This window comes from Actinomadura citrea (assembly GCF_013409045.1).
GTDB lineage: Bacteria > Actinomycetota > Actinomycetes > Streptosporangiales > Streptosporangiaceae > Spirillospora > Spirillospora citrea.
Genome location: NZ_JACCBT010000001.1, coordinates 3,059,868 through 3,076,096, shown reverse-complemented (window position 1 = coordinate 3,076,096; position 16,229 = coordinate 3,059,868). Strand labels below are relative to the sequence as shown.

Genomic DNA, 16,229 nt, shown 5'->3' with positions numbered 1-16,229 from the left:
GCGTTCACCGCCGAAACCTCCTTCCCCGCCTCACGGGACGGGCCTTAAAGGACGTCGTGTCCCCCACACGTTAGCAGCCGGTCCCGCCTGCCCGACACCCGGCACCGTCCACGTCTTCGCAGGTGAGAGGGGTCACATTCGGGGGCGCTCGGGAGAGCCCCGGCCGCCCGTCCGGCCCGCCGCGCCCCTGCCCGCACGGGCCGGACGCGATCCGGACGGCCCGGATCGAGTCCTGCGGATTCGACCGCTTTTTTCCAATCAGCTTGACCTGGGGCCCTACCCGTTTTACCGTCACTGTCCGTAACCATCCCTGGAGACAGAGTCCTGAGGCCCCCTGGCTTCGCGAATCTGTCTCCCCCCGGTGACAAGCCGGGGTCCGACGACGACGAAAGTGAGCCTGGGGGGCCGCAGAATGCCGTCTGAATATGCAAAGGCTCTCGGCGCGCGACTGCGCGCCATCCGCACCCAGCAGGGCCTGTCCCTGCACGGTGTGGAGGAGAAGTCACGCGGCCGCTGGAAGGCCGTCGTCGTGGGTTCGTACGAGCGGGGCGACCGCGCCGTCACCGTTCAGAAGCTGGCCGAGCTCGCCGATTTCTACGGCGTGCCGGTTTCCGAGTTGCTGCCCGGCGGAGCCGCGCCGAGCCCGCTCGGGCCTACACCCAAGCTCGTTATCGATCTTGAGCGGTTGCAGCAGCTTCCGAAAGACAAGGCCGGTCCTCTCGCCCGCTACGCCGCGACGATCCAGAGCCAGCGGGGCGACTACAACGGAAAGGTCCTGTCCATCCGTCAGGAGGACTTGCGTTCACTCGCGGTCATCTATGACAAGTCCCCGACCGAGCTCACCGAAGAGCTGATCGGCTGGGGCGTCCTCGACCCGGAGGCGCGCCGCGCCGTCGAGTCGTTCTGATTCACCGCCTGTCTCACCGCACCACCCGATTCACCGCACGACCGTGACGGGGTCCGGCACCGCTCCGGGCCCCGTTCCGTGTTCGCGCCTGCGCCCCGGGCGCGGGACGAGCAGGGCCAGCGGGAGGACGGCCGCCGTGACCGCGGCGCTCACCGCGAACCCGGCGGAGAACCCGCCCTCACCGGGGACCGCGACGACGATGACCGCGCTGACCTGCGTCCCGAGGGACGCGCCGACGGTGCGGAGCAGCGTGTTGATGCCGGTGGCCACGCCGGTCTCCTCCGGCGGCACGGCGGCGACCACCAGGGTCGCCACGGCGGCGTAGGCGAAGCCCAGGCCGACGCCCCGCGCCAGGCCGCCGACGTAGAGGTGCCACATGGCGCCGTGCTCGAACGCCACGAACGCGTAGCCGAGGCCGGTCATCACCGCGCCGCCGAGCAGCACCGTGCGGGAGCCGACGCGCCGGTCGAGCAGGCCCGCCGTCATGCCCGCGACGGTCATCCCGACGCTGGCGGGGAGCTGGAGCAGCGCCGCCTGCGTGGCCGTCCCGCCGAAGCCGTACCCGGTGTCCTCCGGGAGCTGGACGAGCAGAGGGAACAGCAGTCCGCCCGCCATCAGCGCATAGCCCGACAGGAGCGAGGCGGCGTTCGCCGTCCATACCCCGCGCACCCGCATGAGGCGCAGGTCGATCAGGGGCTCGGAGACGCGGCCCTCCACCCACAGCCAGGCGCCGGCCCCCGCGAGCGCGAGCGCGAGCAGCCCGAGGACGCCCGGGGACGTCCAGCCCCAGTCCATCCCCTCGGTGAGGGCGGTCAGCGCGGCCACGAGCCAGGCGGCGAAGAGGACGGCGCCCCACCAGTCGACGCGCGCCGCCGCGCGGGACGACCCGTCGCGGCGTCCGGCCGGAACGATCCACCAGGCGAGGACGACGCCGGGCACCAGGCCGATGACGGGCAGCCACAGGAGCCACCGCCAGCCGAGGAGGTCGATGATCGGACCGGCCAGGCACCACGACACGGCGCCGCCGAGGCCCAGCATGGACGACATGAGGCCGACGGCGGGGGCCCGCCGGGCGGGCGGCAGGACGTCCCGGATGATCGTGTACGCCAGCGGGAAGACGCCGCCGCCGACGCCGCCGAGGACGCGCCCGGCGAGCATGACCGGCACCGTCGCGGCCAGCGCCGCGACGACCGTCCCGGCGGTGGCGACGGCGAGCACGCAGAGCAGCACGCGGCGCGCCCCGTACAGGTCGCCGAGCCGTCCGACCACCGGCGTGGCGACGGCCGCGGACAGCGTCATCGCCGTGAGCGCCCACGCCGCTCCCGCCGGGGTCGTGTGCAGGCCGTGCTGGATCTGCGGCAGCGCGGGCGTCACCACGGCCATCGAGAGCGAGTACGCCATCACGCCGAGGAAGGCCAGCAGCGGCACCAGCCCCCGCCCGCCCCGCCCCGCCACCGTGCCCTCCTGAAGTTCGCTCCCCTAACAATCTCATACCGGGACGAACCACCCTCCTCCCCCCTGTGGGGGACCCGGTCCGGCCTCCGGCGGGAGGATCGGCCGCCCCCGGGCGGACATGCTCGTCCGCATGACCGTGCTCTCCCGTCCCGCCCACGCCGCGCGACCGGCGGTGCGGCCCGCCCCCCGATGGGCGCACCTGGCCGCGCACACGATCACCCTGCTCGCACTGCCGTCCGGCATCTGGCGGCTCGGCCTCGCCCTGGGCCTCCACCTCGGATACACCGAGGAGGGCTACCGGACGGTCTGCCCGCCCGGCTTCTGGGGACCCGGCTACCTGGTCCTGCTCGCCGTCCTCAGCGAGGGCGCCGCCCTGTCGGCCCTCGGACTCGTGCAGCGATGGGGCGAGGTGGTCCCCCGCTGGATCCCGGTCATCGGCGGCCGGACCATCGCGCCCTCGGCGGTCCTGATCCCCGCGTGGGCCGGTGTCGCCGTCCTCGCCGTGCTGTGGACGCCCTTGGCGGCCTGGTGGAGCATGCCGGGCGACGACATGACCCCGGCCGGCCACACCGTGGTCGGGTTCCTCTACCTCCCCCTCGTGGCCTGGGCCCCGCTCCTCGCCGCCCTGGCCGTCGCCTATCGGCGCCGCCGCCGACGCGAGCCCGCGCGCGTCACCAGCCAATGATCGTCCCGTTGCCCCGCAGGGCCTCGACGCGCTCGGCTGGCAGGGCCAGGACGTCCCGGAGCACCTCGTCCGTGTGCTCGCCGAGGGTGGGGGCCGGGACCGGGGGCGGGGAGGTCTCACCGAGCCGCACGGGCGAGCCCGGGGCCAGGTGCGGGCCCACGCCCGGCTGGTCGAGCGGTGCCATGAGCGGCTCGTCCCGCAGCCCCGCGGCCACCTCCGCGAAGTCGCGGTAGCGCGACCACAGGACGGACGTCCGCCGCAGGCCGTCCGCGACCTGCTCGCAGGTGCGGCGGGCGAACCAGGACGCGAGCACGCCGCCGAGCGCCTCGCGGTGGGCGTAGCGGTCGCCGGCGCGGCGGAAGTCGGCGCCCAGGGCGCGTCCGAGGGCCTCGACCACCTCGCCGAGACCGGTCGCCTCCACCAGGTCGCGCCAGTGCCGGGCGGTGAGGATCGCGACCATGACCCGTCCGTCGGACGTGGCGAAGTCGCGCCCGAAGTCGCCGAAGAGGTGATTGCCCAGGCGCGCTCTGGGCTCGCCGAGCTGAGCCTCTGCGAGGTAGCCGAGGTTCCCCGCGGTGGCCAGGGCGACGTCCTGGAGCGCGACCTGGATCCGCCGGCCCTCTCCGGTGCGCGACCGGTGCCGTTCCGCCGCCAGCAGCCCGACGGCCATGTAGAGGCCGCACGCCACGTCCCACGCGGGCAGCGCGTGGTTGACGGGCGCCTCCAGGTCCGCGGGCCCCGTGATCGACGGGAATCCCATGGTGGCGTTCACCGTGTAGTCGACGGCGTTGCCGCCTTCCCGCGTCCCCTGGAGCCGGACGTGGATCAGGTCGGGCCGCGCGGCCTTCAGCTCCTCGTAGGACAACCCTGGCCGCGGCGGCGCGTTGGTCAGGACGACACCGCCCTCCGTGACGAGCGCGGCGACCAGTTCGCGGCCTTCGGGCGAGCGCAGGTCGAGGGCGACCGATCGCTTGCCCTTGTTCAGCCCGGCCCAGTACAGGCTCCGGCCGGACGGCGCGAGCGGCCACCGGTCGATGTCGGGCCCGCCGCCGATCTGGTCCACGCGGATGACGTCCGCGCCGAGCTGCGCCAGGGTCATCCCGCCCAGCGGCGTCGCGACGAAGCTGGACAGCTCGACGACGCGCATCCCGTCCAGCGGCAGTAGGTCGGTCATCCGGCCATGTCTACCAACCGGCCCTCGCCCGCGCGGGGACCGGGGTGAGACCGCGCCGGAGGGACCGGCTCGGGGGGTCGCGGCCCCGCCGGCGCGATCGGTCCGGCCGCCGGAGGGGGACGCCGCTCCCCATGGCGGGGCGGCGTCCCGGCCTCCGGCGGGGGCCGGCCCGGGGAGGGGGACGGCCTCCGGGGTGGCTCAGCCGGCTTCGGGGACGGGGAGCGTGGGCTGCCCGTCGACTCCGAGGGTGTCCTCGACGAGGGTGACGAAGACCTCGGCGTCGTGCAGGAGCTCCTCCGCGTCCCGCGGGGTGACGGCGCGCGGCAGGCCCGCCTCGGCGGCGGCGCGCTTGTCGGCGCCGGCGGCGAAGAAGGCGGCCCACTCGCGCAGCGCGGGCTCGGCCTCGGGCAGCAGCACCCAGACGCTGCGCGGACGGCCGCGGCGGTGGGTCTCCAAAGGCTCCTTGGACGCCAGGACCGCGGCGGCCGCGCGCAGCGCCGCCAGGTGGGCGCACACGTAGCGGACGGCGGGCGAGGTGGCCTCGGCCGCCTCGGCGAGGCCCATGCGGGCGGCGTGCAACTGCCCGACGGCCGTGTGCGCCGGACGCGGCGCGGGCATCGGCCGGTGGCGTGGGCGAGGACTGGGGGACGGGACGGACTGGGCTGCGGAGTGGACTCCGCGTGCGGTCATCGTTCCGGACATGTCTGCCTCCTTCCGGGGCTCGGGCCGGCCGGGCGGAGAGCTTCCCCTCACTCCGCCCGGCCGTCCGTCCCGCCGAAACACCGCAATCGGCGGGGACGTCGCCCTGGCGCGGGCCGCGAGTCCCGCACCACATCGAACATAAGTTCGACGCGCTTCACAGTAAACCGCCCTGACGGCGATTCGTCAACGTGTTCGAACGCGTGTCGTATCCCGCAGGTCAGCGGGGTTGACAGCGGCCCGGACGCGGCTCCCGCGGGGAGGCTAGCGAGGCCGCCTGACATGCACGGGGACGCCCGTGCCGACCTCGTCCGGGAAGTACCGGGCGATGTGCATCGGCATGCGGACGCAGCCGTGCGAGGCGGGGTGCATGGGCACGTCCAGGGCGCCGTGGAACGCGATGCCGCCGTTGAAGTAGATGGGGTTGTAGAGCTGCCCCAGCGGCGAGGTCTCCCAGCCGGAGGCGCGGCGTCCCGTCCGGAAGTCGCCCGTGCCGGTCGTGGCGTAGCGGCAGCGCGCGACGGTCGCGCCCCGGTCCTTGGCGCAGTAGTACTCCCCCGAACCCGACGACACGTGCGTGATGAGCCGCGGGCTGCCGCTCTTGTAGAGGACGAGGTACTGGCGCTTCAGATCCACGTCGACGCGGTTCTTCTCGCGCTTCTCGGCCACCGGCCGCGGCTCCTTGGGAGCGTCCAGGGCCTTCCAGAACGAGGCGGAAAGGGTGCTCTTCTGCTTGAGACGGTTCACCGCCTGGAACGCCCACACGGCCGTCTGCGTGGACGGCCCGTACTTCCCGTCCGCTTTTCCGGGGTCGTAGTGCAATGCCTTGAGGCGCCGCTGGAGCGCCTGGACGTCGGGCCCCTTGGCGCCCGGTTTCAGTTTGCGGTGCCCGGGGCTCGGTGTGGGCGTCGCCGGCGCCTTGGACGGCGTCCCCTTCGGCGCCTCCTTCGACGGGGCGGACCCCGCCGCGTCGATGTCGTTGCAGCCCGTCAGGACGACGGCCCCGATCAGCAGAACCGCGCTCTTCCGCACGTCGATCGCTCTCCCTCGCATGCACTGACCTTAAAGTTCTACCCATGCATCCGAATGCCGAAATCGTCGCGAAGGCTCTGCTCGACCTGGGCGCGGCGGGAGCGATCGTCGAGCTGCCCGACTCCGCGAGGACGGCGCAGGCCGCGGCCGAGCAGCTCGGCTGCGAGGTCGGCGCGATCGCCAACAGCCTGGTGTTCGACGCCGACGGGTCGCCGCTGCTGGTGATGACCAGCGGCGCGCACCGCGTCGACACGGTGAAGGTCGCGGCGCTGGTGGGCGCGGCGAAGGTGCGGCGGGCGTCGCCGGAGTTCGTCCGGGAGGCGACCGGCCAGCCGATCGGGGGCGTCGCGCCGGTCGGCCATCCGGAGCCGATCCGCACACTGGTGGACATCTGGCTGGAAAGGTACGACGAGGTGTGGGCGGCGGGCGGGCACCCGCACACCGTCTTCCCCACGTCGTACGGCGAGCTGCTGAGGATCACCGGGGGAGCCCCGGCGGAGGTGGAGTGATGGAACTCTGGCACAACCCGCGCTGCTCGAAGAGCCGCGCCGCCAAGGCCGCGCTGGACGAGGCCGGCGTGCGGTACACCGAGCGCCGCTACCTGGACGAGCCGCCCACGGCGCAGGAGTTGGACGATGTCCTCACCCGGATCGGCGCCGAGCCGTGGGACGTGGCGCGGCTGAACGAGCCGGTCGCCAAGGAGCTCGGGCTCAGGGACCTCGAACGCGACCGGGCCCGCTGGATCGAGGTCATGGTGGCGAACCCGGTGCTGATCCAGCGTCCGATCGTCGTGGCGGACGAGACCGCCGTCGTGGCGCGCGATGCCGAATCGGTGGGCAGGGCACTCGACAGCCAGTGACACCAGTGTGATTCTGGGGAGTCGGGAAACGGCGATGGCGAGCACCGGAGGGGTGATGGCGACGCAGATGCGGACGGGTCCGGCGGCGCGCGACCCGGAGTTCCGGGGGATCGACCCGCCCGCGCTCAACCAGGTCATCAGGCAGCTCCAGGACGCGCAGAACGCGATCCAGGGGTGGCTGAACGGCCATCGCCCGCCGCCCGGCGTCTCCACGGCCGGGTACAGGCAGGCCGACGAGGTGGCGCGGTGGGCCGCCGAGCAGCTCGGGATGCTGACGCGCCGGTACAACTTCGCGGTCACGCATCCCTCCCCTGGCGGTGGCATCGACATGCCGCCGGCGCCCACCCCGGCTCCGGTGCCGCGCAAGACCGGCGGCGGCCCGGTGGGGACGCCGCGCCCGGTGAAGGCGCCGCCGCACCGGACCTCGCCCGCGAAGGCGGCGCCGCGACCGACCCCGCACGGCGCCGGCGACCTCGGCGGCTTCCCCGACCGGCCGGCCGCCGCCCGGGCCGCCAAGGCCGACGCACTGTCCGTGGCGGCGTCCGTCCAGCACGGCCGCCCCGTCCCGGACCCGGTGTGGAGACACCTGGAGGCCAACGCCGGCGACCCCGACTACACCGAGAAGCTGTACGAGCGTCTCGGCCCGGCGGGCGCCGCCGATCTGCTGAAGGCCGCCCAGGGGGACAAGGCGAGGCTGGAGGCCGTGCAGCAGTCCCTCGGCACGTCCAGCCACCATCTGACGATGGACGTGAGATGGCTGCGCGCCTTCCTGGCCGGGGCCGACCACGCCGGGGTCCGTCCCGTCGCCGTCCAGGTGCTCCTGGGGGCCGACATGAGCGGCCGCACGCGCGAGGCCATCGCCAGGCTCGACCTGCACCCGTCCACCGCCACCGCCTGAGAGGTCGCCATGGCCGCCCCACCGCCTCCCGGCAGCCTGCCCCCGCCGATCACGGGCGCCGCTTCGGCGCGGCTGTCGCCCGCCGAGCAGCCGAATCCGGAGTACCAGCAGCTCTACCAGGCGTACGCGGACGCCTACGGCAGCATCGACCGGCTCCGCCAGGCACTGGACGGGCCCGTGAAGGCGCTCGGCGGGACGGACGCGTGGCTCGGCCCGGAGGCGCGCGAGTGGGGCGGGCAGCTCGACGCCAACCGCGGAACACTGCGGAAGGCCGCCGACCGGATCCTCTGGGACCTCTACGATCGGCTTTCCGTCACCCAGCGGACCGTCACGCGGGTCTAGTCTCTGTCGGGTGAGGGACCCGAAGCTGCGCGAGATCGACGAACGTGCCTTCCTACGCAGGCTGAGCCCCATGCTGGACGTGTACGCGGCCGCGATGGAGCCGCCGAACGAGCAGCTCCCGGGCCGGCACACCATCATGGAGCGGCATGCCTCGTATCCGGGGTTCCGCGCGTGCGTGGTCGAGCGGCGCGGAGCGCTGCCCGTCATGCCGGCGCCCGTCCAGGGGTTCGCCTACGGATTCCACGGGGCGCGCGGCCAGTGGTGGCACGACGTCGTCCACCAGGCGCTGTCCGACCGGGAGGGGCCCGAGCACGCCGACTCGTGGCTGGAGAACGCCTTCGAGGTCGCCGAACTGCACGTCCATCCGCAGGCGCAGGGCAGGGGCCTCGGCCGGGCCCTGCTCACCGCGCTCTGCAACGGGCGGCCGGAGCGGACGGTCGTGCTGTCGACGCTCGACAGGAGGCCGGACACCCCGGCGCGCACCCTCTACCGTTCGGTCGGCATGGTCGACCTGCTGACCGACTTCGAGTTCCCGGGCGGCGGACCCCGCTACGCGGTGATGGGCGGGACGCTGCCCCTGGCGCCGTACCCGGCGCCGTCCAGCAGCGAGTAGACCTCGCGCGTCGCCGTGGACTGGTTGAACGTGATGAAGTGGATGCCCGGCGCGCCCTGGTCGAGCAGTTCGCAGCACAGCTCGGCCGCGTGCTCGATGCCGAGCCGGCGGACGGCCTCCGGGTCGTCGGCGACGGCCTCGAAGCGGGCCCTGACCTCGGGCGGGAACGGCGCGCCCGACAGCTGCTCGGACCGCTCGATCGTGCTGAGCCGGGTGACCGGCATGATGCCGGGCAGGATCGGCACGTCGCAGCCGGCGGCGTCGACGCGGTCGCGCAGCCGGAAGTAGTCCTCGGCGCGGAAGAACATCTGGGTGATCGCGTAGTCGGCGCCGGCCCGGCACTTGGCCACGAAGTGGCGGGTGTCGCTCTCGATGTCGCGCGAGCGCGGGTGCTTGTAGGGGAACGCGGCGACGCCGACGCTGAAGTCGCCGTAGGAGCGGATCATCCGGACCAGTTCGGCGGCGTACTCGACGCCGTCCGGGTGCTTGACCCACTCCCCCATCGGGTCGCCGGGCGGGTCGCCGCGCAGCGCCAGCACGTTGCGGACGCCGACGGCGGCGAACCGGCCGATCAGGTTGCGGAGCTCGGCCTGCGAGTGGTTCACGGCGGTGAAGTGCGCGACCGGCGTGAGGGTGGTGTCGGTGGCGATGCGCTCGACGATGTCGACGGTCGTGTCGCGGGTGCCGCCGCCCGCGCCGTAGGTGACGGACACGAACGTCGGGTGCAGGGACTCCAGCTCGCGGATCGTACGCCACAGGTTCCGCGCGCCCTTGTCGGTCTTGGGCGGGAAGAACTCGAACGAGAACGAGCGCTCGCCCGAAGCGAGCAGTTCTCGGACGGTGGGGGGCCTGTCGGGGCGTACGCGTCGCATTCCCCAAGCCTACAGAAGCGCCGCCCGGGCGGACCGGAACAGCGGAGAGCGGAGGGCAGCGGAGGGCACCGCCCGGGGCCGCCGATCCGCGTGATGCTCGCCACACCCAACATGCGTTATGTCCATATTTCTGAAGATCTAGTGACATCACACGCTCGTGATGGAGGGTGGAAAGCACCCAGGTGGATACGATCTCGGCATGTCGACCACCCGGATCCGCAAGGAGGTCGACGAGGCGCTGCTGGCCTTCGTCGACCTCCGGCGCCCCGCGCTGCGCGCCATCAGCGAGGACCTCGCACCGCTGCTGTCGGCCCTGGACGCCCTGCTCGGCGGCGGGAAGCGGCTGCGGCCGGCGTTCTGCTACTGGGGGTGGCGCGCGGCGGGCGGCGAGGACGGGCCCGGCATCGTGGCCGCCGCCGCGTCCCTGGAGCTGCTCCAGGCGAGCGCGCTGATCCACGACGACGTGATGGACTCCAGCGACACCCGGCGCGGCCAGCCGTCCGCCCACCGGCGCTTCGAGGCGCTGCACCGCGCGCAGGCGTGGCCGGGCGACGCCGAGTCCTTCGGCGGCGGCGCCGCCATCCTGCTCGGCGACCTGTGCCTGGCCTGGTCGGGCGAGATGTTCGAGACCTCCGGGCTGGACGGCGCGAGCAGGCTGCGCGGCCGGGCGGTCTACGACCTCATGCGCACCGAGGTCATGTGCGGCCAGTACCTCGACATGCTGGAGGGGGCGCGCCGCCAGGCGAACGTCGCGACGGCGCTGCGCGTGGTGGAGTACAAGAGCGCCAAGTACACGATCGAGCGCCCGCTGCACCTCGGCGCGGCCCTGGCCGGGGCCCGTCCCGACGTGGCGGCCGCGCTCACCGGCTACGGTCTGCCGCTCGGCATCGCCTTCCAGCTCCGCGACGACGTGCTGGGCGTGTTCGGCGACCCGGCCGAGACCGGCAAGCCCGCCGGCGACGACCTGCGCGAGGGCAAGCGGACCGTCCTGGTCGCGCTCACCTTGGAACGTGCCTCCGCGGCCCAGGCCGCGGCGCTGGAGCGCCGGCTCGGCGACCCGGCGCTGGACCGCCCCGGCGTGGACGAGCTGCGCGCCATCATCGAGGAGACCGGGGGCCTCGCCGCGTGCGAGGCCATGATCGAGCGCTACCTGCGCGAGGCGGAGAAGGCCCTGCGGGCGGCCCCCGTCACCGCCGGTGCCCGGGAGGCGCTGGCGGAGCTCGCGGTGGCGGCCACCACGCGCAGCACGTGAGCCCGCCGCCGCACGCGCCTCCCGTGACACGATTCGGCCAACTTTCCCCGGCGCACTAGAACTTTCCCACTGATTGGTGGCAGAAATGTCGCCATGTGCGCCGACACCCCAGGAGACCGCGTCCCGCGCTTCGACCCGCTCCCCGAGGAGGAGTGGGACGACGTGGTCAGGGCCGTGACCGAGACGATCGGGCCCCTCAACGTCATCACCACGCTCGCCCGGCACCCGGAGCTGTTCCGGTCGTGGATCGGGTTCGGCTCGATGCTGCTGATGAACGGGACGCTGGGCGCCCGCGACCGCGAGCTGGCGATCCTGCGCACGGCGCACCACCGGTCCTGCGCGTACGAGTGGGACCACCACCGCCGGGTCGCGCTGGACGCGGGGCTCACCGAGGACGAGATCGCCGCACTCCGCGAGGATCCGGACGGGCACGGCTGGAGCGACGACGACCGCATGGTGCTGGCCGCCGCGGACGAGCTGCACGAGAGCGGCACGGTCAGCGACGCGACGTGGACGGAGCTGGCCACGCGCTTCGGGGAGCACGAGCTGATCGAGCTGGTGATGCTGATCGGCCACTACCACATGGTCGCCTTCACGCTGAACGCCCTGCGCGTCCAGAACGAGGATGACGGCCGGCACGAGGATCAGGTTCCGCGCGAGGAGGGGGCGGGCGGATGAGGCCGGGGCGCGGGCTGCCGGCGGCGCTCGCGGTCGCCTCCGCGCTGGCCCTGACGGCGGTGGTGACCGCGGCGTCCGCGCCCGGCGAGGCGCGGGCGGCGGCCGGGCGCTGCGGCGACCTGGCCCGGCGGCCGTGGTGCGACGCCGCGCTGGCGCCCGACCGGCGGGCGGCGCTGCTGCTGCCGCGGATGACCGACGACGAGAAGATCTCGATGCTCGCGTCGGACGATCCGCTCGGCGGGCCGCTCGGCGGTTTCTCCGAGAACGCGCACGCCGACACCGCCGACGGGATCGACCGGCTCGGCATCCCGCCGGTCCGCATGGCCGACGGCCCGGCCGGCGTCCGGCAGGGCACGGCGACGGCGCTGCCCGCGCCGATCGCGCTCGCGGCGGCCTTCGACCCGGAGGCGGCCCGGCTGTACGGCGGGACGGTTGCGTGGGAGGCCAGGCACCGGGGCAACGACCTGGTCTTCGGCCCGACCGTGGACGTCCTGCGCACGCCCCGCAACGGCCGGACGTTCGAGGGGTTCGGCGAGGACCCCTACCTGTCGGCGACCCTCGGCGTGCCGTGGATCCGGGGCGCGCAGGCGCAGGGCGTGATGACCTCGGTCAAGCACATGGCCGTCTACACGCAGGAGACCGACCGGCTGTCGCTCGGCATGAACGTCGACCCGCGCACGCTCCGCGAGATCTACCTGCCGCCGTTCGAGGCCGCGGTGAAGGACGCGGGCACCGCGACGGTGATGTGCGGGTTCGGCAAGCTGAACGGCCGGTGGGCCTGCCAGGACGACGCCGTCCTCAACGGGATCCTGCGGTCGGAGTGGGGGTTCACGGGGTTCGTCCCGTCCGACCACACCGCCGTGCAGGACGCCGCCGGCGCCGCCAACGGCGGGCTGGACATGGAACTGCCCTTCGGCATGAAGTACAACGCGTTCCTGCTGAAGCTGGCCGTCGCGCAGAAGAAGGTCACGCAGGCCGCCATCGACGCACACGTGCGCGCCGTCCTGCGGACGATGTTCAGGTTCGGGGTGTTCGACCGGCAGGCGTACCCCAACGACCTCGGCCGCGCCGACCGGACGGCGAGCCGGAACGCCGCCAGGGTCGTCGAGGAGGGCGGGATCACGCTGCTGAAGAACGACGGCGTCCTCCCGCTCCGGGCCCCGGGGTCGATCGCGCTGATCGGGCGGGCCGCGCGGCAGAGCCCGAGCGGCTTCGGCTCGGCGAAGGTCGTCCCGTTCGCGACCGTGAGCGCGCAGGACGGCATCTCCCGCCGCGCGGGCTCCGGAACCAGGGTGACCTACCACGACGGCGACGACCGCGGGGGCGCCGCCGCCACGGCCCGCGCCGCCGACCTCGCCATCGTGTTCGCGACCGACAGCCAGGGCGAGTTCTTCGACAAGTCGTGCCTGACGCTGCGATGCGGTGAGCCGCTCAGGGGCGACCAGGACGGCCTGATCTCCGAGGTCGCCAAGGCCAATCCCAACACGGTCGTCGTGCTGAACACGGGCGGGCCCGTGCTGACGCCCTGGGCGGGACAGGTGAGGGGCATCGTCGAAGCCTGGTATCCGGGTCAGGAGGCGGGGGACGCCTTGGCCCGCGTCCTGTACGGGGACGTGGACCCCGGCGGACGGCTTCCCGTGACGTTCCCCGCCAACGAGAACGACGCGCCCGCGTCCGGGAATCCGGCGCAGTACCCCGGTCTCGACAAGAACACCACGTTCTCCGAGGGCGTCATGGTCGGCTACCGGCACTACAACGCGAAGGGAATCGCGCCCCGGTTCCCGTTCGGGCACGGCCTGTCCTACACCACGTTCGCCTACAGCGGGCTGGTCGCGACCTCCAAGTCCGTGCAGGTGACCGTCACCAACACCGGTCGACGAGCCGGGGTCGCCGTGCCGCAGCTGTACATCGGCATGCCGTCGCCGGGCGCGGAGGTCCCGCAACCGCCCAAGCAGCTCAAGGGATACGCCAAGGTCGCCCTCGCGCCCGGGCGGAGCGCGAAGGTGACGTTCCCGCTGTCGTCGCGCTCGTTCGCCTACTGGAACGAGGTGGCGAAGGCGTGGAAGGTCGCCGCCGGCTGCTACAAGATCATGGTGGGCGAGTCGTCCCGGCGGATCGTCGGCTCCGCGGCACTCGGGGCGTGCCGCTGACGGAGAAGATCTCGGTTCCCCTGCCCCACGTTCCGATTACGCGGTACAAATGGGGAGATCTTCGTCCGCCCCCGCCGAGTCGGAGTCCCCCAGTGCCGCACGACACCTCCCGCGGGAGGACGGACCCCCATCCCCCGCGATCCTCTTCCCCCCGCCCCGGCCGCGCCGCCCGCGCCGGCCAGCCCCACGGCGCGCACGCCGGCCGCCCGGCCAAGGCGCACCCGGGGCCGGGCCGCGTCCCGGCCCGGCCCGCGCACGGCCGCGACCACCGGGCCGGCGCCCCGCTCGGCCCCGACGACCCGTGCGGCCTCGGCGTCTACACGCTGCTCGGGCGGCTCGGCGAGGGCGGCCAAGGCGTCGTCTACCTCGGCCGGGACGGCGACGGCGGTCTCGTCACCGTCAAGCTGCTGCGCGGCGGCGTGGCGGCCGGGCAGCGGGCGCGCAGCCGCTTCGCCAAGGAGGCGGACGCGGCCCTGCGGGTGTCCGGGCGGCACACCGCGCGCGTCCTGGACGCCGACATGACCGGCGACCGCCCCTACATCGTCAGCGAGTTCGTCGAGGGGCCCTCGCTCCAGCACGTCGTCGCCGACCGCGGCCCGCTCTCCCCGCCGCGGCTCCGCAAGCTCGCGCTGCGGACCGCCGCCGCGCTGGCGGCGATCCACCGCGCCGGGATCGTGCACCGCGACTTCAAGCCCGGCAACGTGCTGCTCGGCCCGGACGGCGCCAAGGTCATCGACTTCGGCATCGCCCGCACCGCCGACGCGACCCCGCTGACCACCGGCCCGGTCGGGACGCCCGCCTACATGGCGCCCGAGCAGATCGAGGACGAGCCGGTCGGGCCGCCCGCCGACGTGTTCGCGTGGGGCGCCGCGATGGTGTTCGCCGCGACGGGGCGCCCGCCGTTCGGCACCGGGCCGAGCGCGGCCGTCATGCGGCGCGTGACGTCCCGCAAGCCCGACCTCGGCGACATGCAGGGCCCGCTGCGCGAGCTCGCGGCCCGCTGCCTGGACAAGAACCCCGCCGCGCGCCCGACCGCGTCGCAGATCGTCCGGGCGCTGCGGGAGGGCCAGGCCCCGGCGCCGAAGCCGCGCCCGACACGGATCCCGCGCTACCGGTGGCGGATGATGGTCGCGCTCGGCGCCGTCGTGGCGGCCGGGTTCCTCCTCGGCGTCCTGACCTGACCCGGGCGGCCGCTCACCAGTGCGGCGGGCGGTCCTCCAGCAGGCGCGCGTCGTCGTCGCCGGTACGCCACTCGCCCCAGCCGGCGTCGGTGTCGTCGGACGTCTGGTCCGGCAGGACGTCCAGGTCGTCGTCCAGGTCGACCGTGCGGTCGTCGTCGGGTCCCACGCTCATGATCCCCATTGTCGGCGACGGGGCCGCGGCCCGCACCGTGATCCGCGTCAAACCGTGCGGTCAGCCGGTGCCCAGCGGCCGGGCGGCCAGCCGGCGCGCGAAGCGCGCCGCGGCGGCGCCCGGATCGTCGGCCTCGGTGATCGCCCGGACCACCACGACGCGCTCCGCGCCCGCGGCGAGGACCTCGTCCAGGTTGCCGAGGTCGATGCCGCCGATCGCGAACCAGGGCCGCGCGACGCGCTGCGCCGCGACGTACTCCAGCAGCTTCGGGCCGGGGGCGGGGCGGCCGGGCTTGGTCGGCGTGGGCCACACCGGGCCCGCGCAGAAGTAGTCGGCGCCGGGCTCGGCGGCCGCCGCCGACGCCTGCTCGCCGGAGTGCGTCGACCGGCCGATCAGCATGTCGCCGCCGACGATCTCGCGGGCGGCGGGCACCGGCAGGTCGTCCTGGCCGAGGTGCAGCACGTCGGCGCCGACCGCGTGCGCGATGTCGGCCCGGTCGTTGACGGCCAGCAGCGCCCCGTGCCGCTCGCACGCCGCCCGGAACACCTCCAGGTAGGCCGTCTCCTGCCGGGCCTCCAGACCCTTCTGGCGGAGCTGGACGAGGTCGACGCCGCCCGCGAGCACGGCGTCGAGGAAGGCCGGCAGGTCGCCCTGGCGCTCGCGCGCGTCCGTGCAGAGGTAGAGGCGGGCTCGGCTCAGCCGGGCGCGCAGCGCGACGGCGCGCTCGGTGGGGAGGTGCCTGGACACGGCCGGGGACGTCCTTTCCACAGGTGATCACGGGGTCGCGCGCGCGGTGACCCGCCGCGCGCGACCCCGCGATCGTGTCACGTGCGTCGTGCGCCGCCGGCGGCGGCCTAGAAGGCGAGCGCCTGGGCGCGGCGGCGGACCTCGGTCCCCCGGTTCTCGGTGAGCGCGTCCACCGGCGTCCCCGGCAGCGTGTCGTCGGCCGTGAACAGCCACCGGATCGTCTCGGCGTCGTCGAAGCCGGCGTCCGACAGGAGGGTCAGGGTACCGGGAAGACCCTTGATGACCTGGCCGTCCTTGATGAAGGCCGCGGGCACCATCGGCTCCCCGCCGCGGCGCACCGCGAGGATGCGGTGCTCGTGGATGAGCTGCTTGATCCGGTTGGGCCTGATCCCGAGTCTCTCGGCGGTCTCCCCGAGGGTGAGCCACTCGCCGGCCAGGGCGTCGGTGCGGGGGTCCAGTGCGCTGTCAACGGTTGCGTGCATCTGCGTCACGCCCCCTTGCTACCACGCCTTC

The 16,229-nt window shown here is 74.0% G+C and carries 19 protein-coding genes; 11 read left to right on the top strand and 8 right to left on the bottom strand.

Features of this window, described 5'->3' with window-relative positions:
* Positions 1-412 precede the first annotated feature (412 nt).
* A complete protein-coding gene (gene bldD, locus BJ999_RS14515) occupies positions 413-907 on the top strand; it encodes a transcriptional regulator BldD (protein ID WP_021597992.1) in 495 nt (164 codons plus the stop codon).
* Between the two features lie 30 nt (positions 908-937).
* On the opposite strand, the gene BJ999_RS14510 is transcribed toward bldD, so the two are convergent.
* Complete coding sequence (locus BJ999_RS14510) at positions 938-2,362, bottom strand: MFS transporter (RefSeq protein WP_229809902.1); 1,425 nt, start codon at positions 2,360-2,362, stop codon at positions 938-940.
* 130 nt (positions 2,363-2,492) lie between these two features.
* On the opposite strand from BJ999_RS14510, the gene BJ999_RS14505 reads away from it, so the two are divergent.
* Entirely contained in the window at positions 2,493-3,047 is a 555-nt protein-coding gene (locus BJ999_RS14505) for a hypothetical protein (RefSeq protein WP_179833795.1), read from the top strand.
* On the opposite strand, the gene BJ999_RS14500 is transcribed toward BJ999_RS14505, so the two are convergent.
* From BJ999_RS14500 to BJ999_RS14490, 3 genes are all read right to left on the bottom strand, one after another.
* Positions 3,034-4,221, bottom strand: coding sequence for a CoA transferase (locus BJ999_RS14500; RefSeq protein WP_179833794.1), 1,188 nt, complete (start codon positions 4,219-4,221; stop codon positions 3,034-3,036). The two genes, BJ999_RS14505 and BJ999_RS14500, sit on opposite strands and share 14 nt — an antisense overlap.
* A 198-nt stretch (positions 4,222-4,419) precedes the next feature.
* Positions 4,420-4,923: an SAV_6107 family HEPN domain-containing protein gene (locus BJ999_RS14495; RefSeq protein ID WP_089312401.1), complete on the bottom strand. Its 504-nt coding sequence runs from the start codon at positions 4,921-4,923 to the stop codon at positions 4,420-4,422.
* 261 nt (positions 4,924-5,184) lie between these two features.
* Positions 5,185-5,973: a L,D-transpeptidase family protein gene (locus BJ999_RS14490; protein WP_179833793.1), complete on the bottom strand. Its 789-nt coding sequence runs from the start codon at positions 5,971-5,973 to the stop codon at positions 5,185-5,187.
* 23 nt (positions 5,974-5,996) lie between these two features.
* Between BJ999_RS14490 and BJ999_RS14485 the strand changes: the two genes are divergently transcribed.
* The 5 genes from BJ999_RS14485 to BJ999_RS14465 are packed head-to-tail and all read left to right on the top strand — an operon-like array spanning position 5,997 to position 8,664.
* A complete protein-coding gene (locus tag BJ999_RS14485; protein WP_179833792.1) occupies positions 5,997-6,461 on the top strand; it encodes a YbaK/EbsC family protein in 465 nt (154 codons plus the stop codon).
* Positions 6,461-6,811 carry an arsenate reductase family protein gene (locus BJ999_RS14480; protein WP_179833791.1) on the top strand — a complete coding sequence of 117 codons (351 nt, stop codon included), beginning with the start codon at positions 6,461-6,463 and terminating at the stop codon, positions 6,809-6,811. The genes BJ999_RS14485 and BJ999_RS14480 overlap by 1 nt, the downstream gene beginning before the upstream one ends.
* A 34-nt stretch (positions 6,812-6,845) precedes the next feature.
* On the top strand, positions 6,846-7,709 hold the full coding sequence (locus BJ999_RS14475) for a hypothetical protein (RefSeq protein WP_179833790.1): 864 nt from the start codon (positions 6,846-6,848) through the stop codon (positions 7,707-7,709).
* 9 nt (positions 7,710-7,718) lie between these two features.
* Positions 7,719-8,051 (top strand): hypothetical protein, encoded by a 333-nt coding sequence (locus BJ999_RS14470; protein WP_179833789.1) that lies wholly within the window; start codon positions 7,719-7,721, stop codon positions 8,049-8,051.
* 10 nt (positions 8,052-8,061) lie between these two features.
* Positions 8,062-8,664 carry a GNAT family N-acetyltransferase gene (locus BJ999_RS14465; protein ID WP_229809901.1) on the top strand — a complete coding sequence of 201 codons (603 nt, stop codon included), beginning with the start codon at positions 8,062-8,064 and terminating at the stop codon, positions 8,662-8,664.
* On the opposite strand, the gene metF is transcribed toward BJ999_RS14465, so the two are convergent.
* Entirely contained in the window at positions 8,601-9,536 is a 936-nt protein-coding gene (gene metF, locus BJ999_RS14460; protein ID WP_179833788.1) for a methylenetetrahydrofolate reductase [NAD(P)H], read from the bottom strand. The genes BJ999_RS14465 and metF overlap by 64 nt on opposite strands.
* Before the next feature lie 199 nt (positions 9,537-9,735).
* Here metF and BJ999_RS14455 point away from each other — a divergent pair, with 199 nt between their 5' ends.
* The 4 genes from BJ999_RS14455 to BJ999_RS14440 all read left to right on the top strand — a co-directional run bounded on the left by BJ999_RS14455 (position 9,736) and on the right by BJ999_RS14440 (position 14,797).
* Entirely contained in the window at positions 9,736-10,788 is a 1,053-nt protein-coding gene (locus tag BJ999_RS14455) for a polyprenyl synthetase family protein (RefSeq protein WP_179833787.1), read from the top strand.
* 93 nt (positions 10,789-10,881) lie between these two features.
* Positions 10,882-11,466 (top strand): carboxymuconolactone decarboxylase family protein, encoded by a 585-nt coding sequence (locus BJ999_RS14450; protein WP_179833786.1) that lies wholly within the window; start codon positions 10,882-10,884, stop codon positions 11,464-11,466.
* Positions 11,463-13,616, top strand: a complete 2,154-nt coding sequence (locus tag BJ999_RS14445) for a beta-glucosidase family protein (RefSeq protein WP_179833785.1) — start codon at positions 11,463-11,465, stop codon at positions 13,614-13,616. Before BJ999_RS14450 ends, BJ999_RS14445 begins: the two co-directional genes overlap by 4 nt.
* Positions 13,617-13,708: 92 nt before the next feature.
* Positions 13,709-14,797, top strand: coding sequence for a serine/threonine-protein kinase (locus BJ999_RS14440; protein ID WP_229809900.1), 1,089 nt, complete (start codon positions 13,709-13,711; stop codon positions 14,795-14,797).
* A 13-nt stretch (positions 14,798-14,810) separates the two neighbouring features.
* Here BJ999_RS14440 and BJ999_RS14435 read toward each other — a convergent pair whose 3' ends face one another.
* The 3 genes from BJ999_RS14435 to BJ999_RS14425 all read right to left on the bottom strand — a co-directional run bounded on the left by BJ999_RS14435 (position 14,811) and on the right by BJ999_RS14425 (position 16,198).
* The gene (locus BJ999_RS14435; protein ID WP_179278861.1) at positions 14,811-14,969 is read right to left on the bottom strand and encodes a hypothetical protein; all 159 of its coding nucleotides are present in this window, start codon (positions 14,967-14,969) and stop codon (positions 14,811-14,813) included.
* A gap of 60 nt (positions 14,970-15,029) precedes the next feature.
* Complete coding sequence (gene thiE, locus BJ999_RS14430) at positions 15,030-15,716, bottom strand: thiamine phosphate synthase (RefSeq protein ID WP_179833784.1); 687 nt, start codon at positions 15,714-15,716, stop codon at positions 15,030-15,032.
* A gap of 107 nt (positions 15,717-15,823) precedes the next feature.
* Complete coding sequence (locus BJ999_RS14425; protein ID WP_179833783.1) at positions 15,824-16,198, bottom strand: Rv2175c family DNA-binding protein; 375 nt, start codon at positions 16,196-16,198, stop codon at positions 15,824-15,826.
* Positions 16,199-16,229: the final 31 nt, after the last annotated feature.

Excerpts from the sequence above, each read along its gene's own strand:
- BJ999_RS14500 (WP_179833794.1), bottom strand. The coding sequence starts at position 4,221 with ATGACCGACCTACTGCCGCTGGACGGGATGCGCGTCGTCGAGCTGTCC.
- BJ999_RS14455 (WP_179833787.1), top strand. The coding sequence starts at position 9,736 with ATGTCGACCACCCGGATCCGCAAGGAGGTCGACGAGGCGCTGCTGGCC.
- BJ999_RS14475 (WP_179833790.1), top strand. The coding sequence starts at position 6,846 with ATGGCGAGCACCGGAGGGGTGATGGCGACGCAGATGCGGACGGGTCCG.
- BJ999_RS14485 (WP_179833792.1), top strand. The coding sequence starts at position 5,997 with ATGCATCCGAATGCCGAAATCGTCGCGAAGGCTCTGCTCGACCTGGGC.
- BJ999_RS14425 (WP_179833783.1), bottom strand. The coding sequence starts at position 16,198 with ATGCACGCAACCGTTGACAGCGCACTGGACCCCCGCACCGACGCCCTG.
- BJ999_RS14495 (WP_089312401.1), bottom strand. The coding sequence starts at position 4,923 with ATGTCCGGAACGATGACCGCACGCGGAGTCCACTCCGCAGCCCAGTCC.
- BJ999_RS14470 (WP_179833789.1), top strand. The coding sequence starts at position 7,719 with ATGGCCGCCCCACCGCCTCCCGGCAGCCTGCCCCCGCCGATCACGGGC.
- bldD (WP_021597992.1), top strand. The coding sequence starts at position 413 with ATGCCGTCTGAATATGCAAAGGCTCTCGGCGCGCGACTGCGCGCCATC.
- BJ999_RS14435 (WP_179278861.1), bottom strand. The coding sequence starts at position 14,969 with ATGAGCGTGGGACCCGACGACGACCGCACGGTCGACCTGGACGACGAC.
- BJ999_RS14505 (WP_179833795.1), top strand. The coding sequence starts at position 2,493 with ATGACCGTGCTCTCCCGTCCCGCCCACGCCGCGCGACCGGCGGTGCGG.
- BJ999_RS14445 (WP_179833785.1), top strand. The coding sequence starts at position 11,463 with ATGAGGCCGGGGCGCGGGCTGCCGGCGGCGCTCGCGGTCGCCTCCGCG.
- BJ999_RS14450 (WP_179833786.1), top strand. The coding sequence starts at position 10,882 with ATGTGCGCCGACACCCCAGGAGACCGCGTCCCGCGCTTCGACCCGCTC.
- BJ999_RS14490 (WP_179833793.1), bottom strand. The coding sequence starts at position 5,973 with ATGCGAGGGAGAGCGATCGACGTGCGGAAGAGCGCGGTTCTGCTGATC.
- BJ999_RS14480 (WP_179833791.1), top strand. The coding sequence starts at position 6,461 with ATGGAACTCTGGCACAACCCGCGCTGCTCGAAGAGCCGCGCCGCCAAG.
- metF (WP_179833788.1), bottom strand. The coding sequence starts at position 9,536 with ATGCGACGCGTACGCCCCGACAGGCCCCCCACCGTCCGAGAACTGCTC.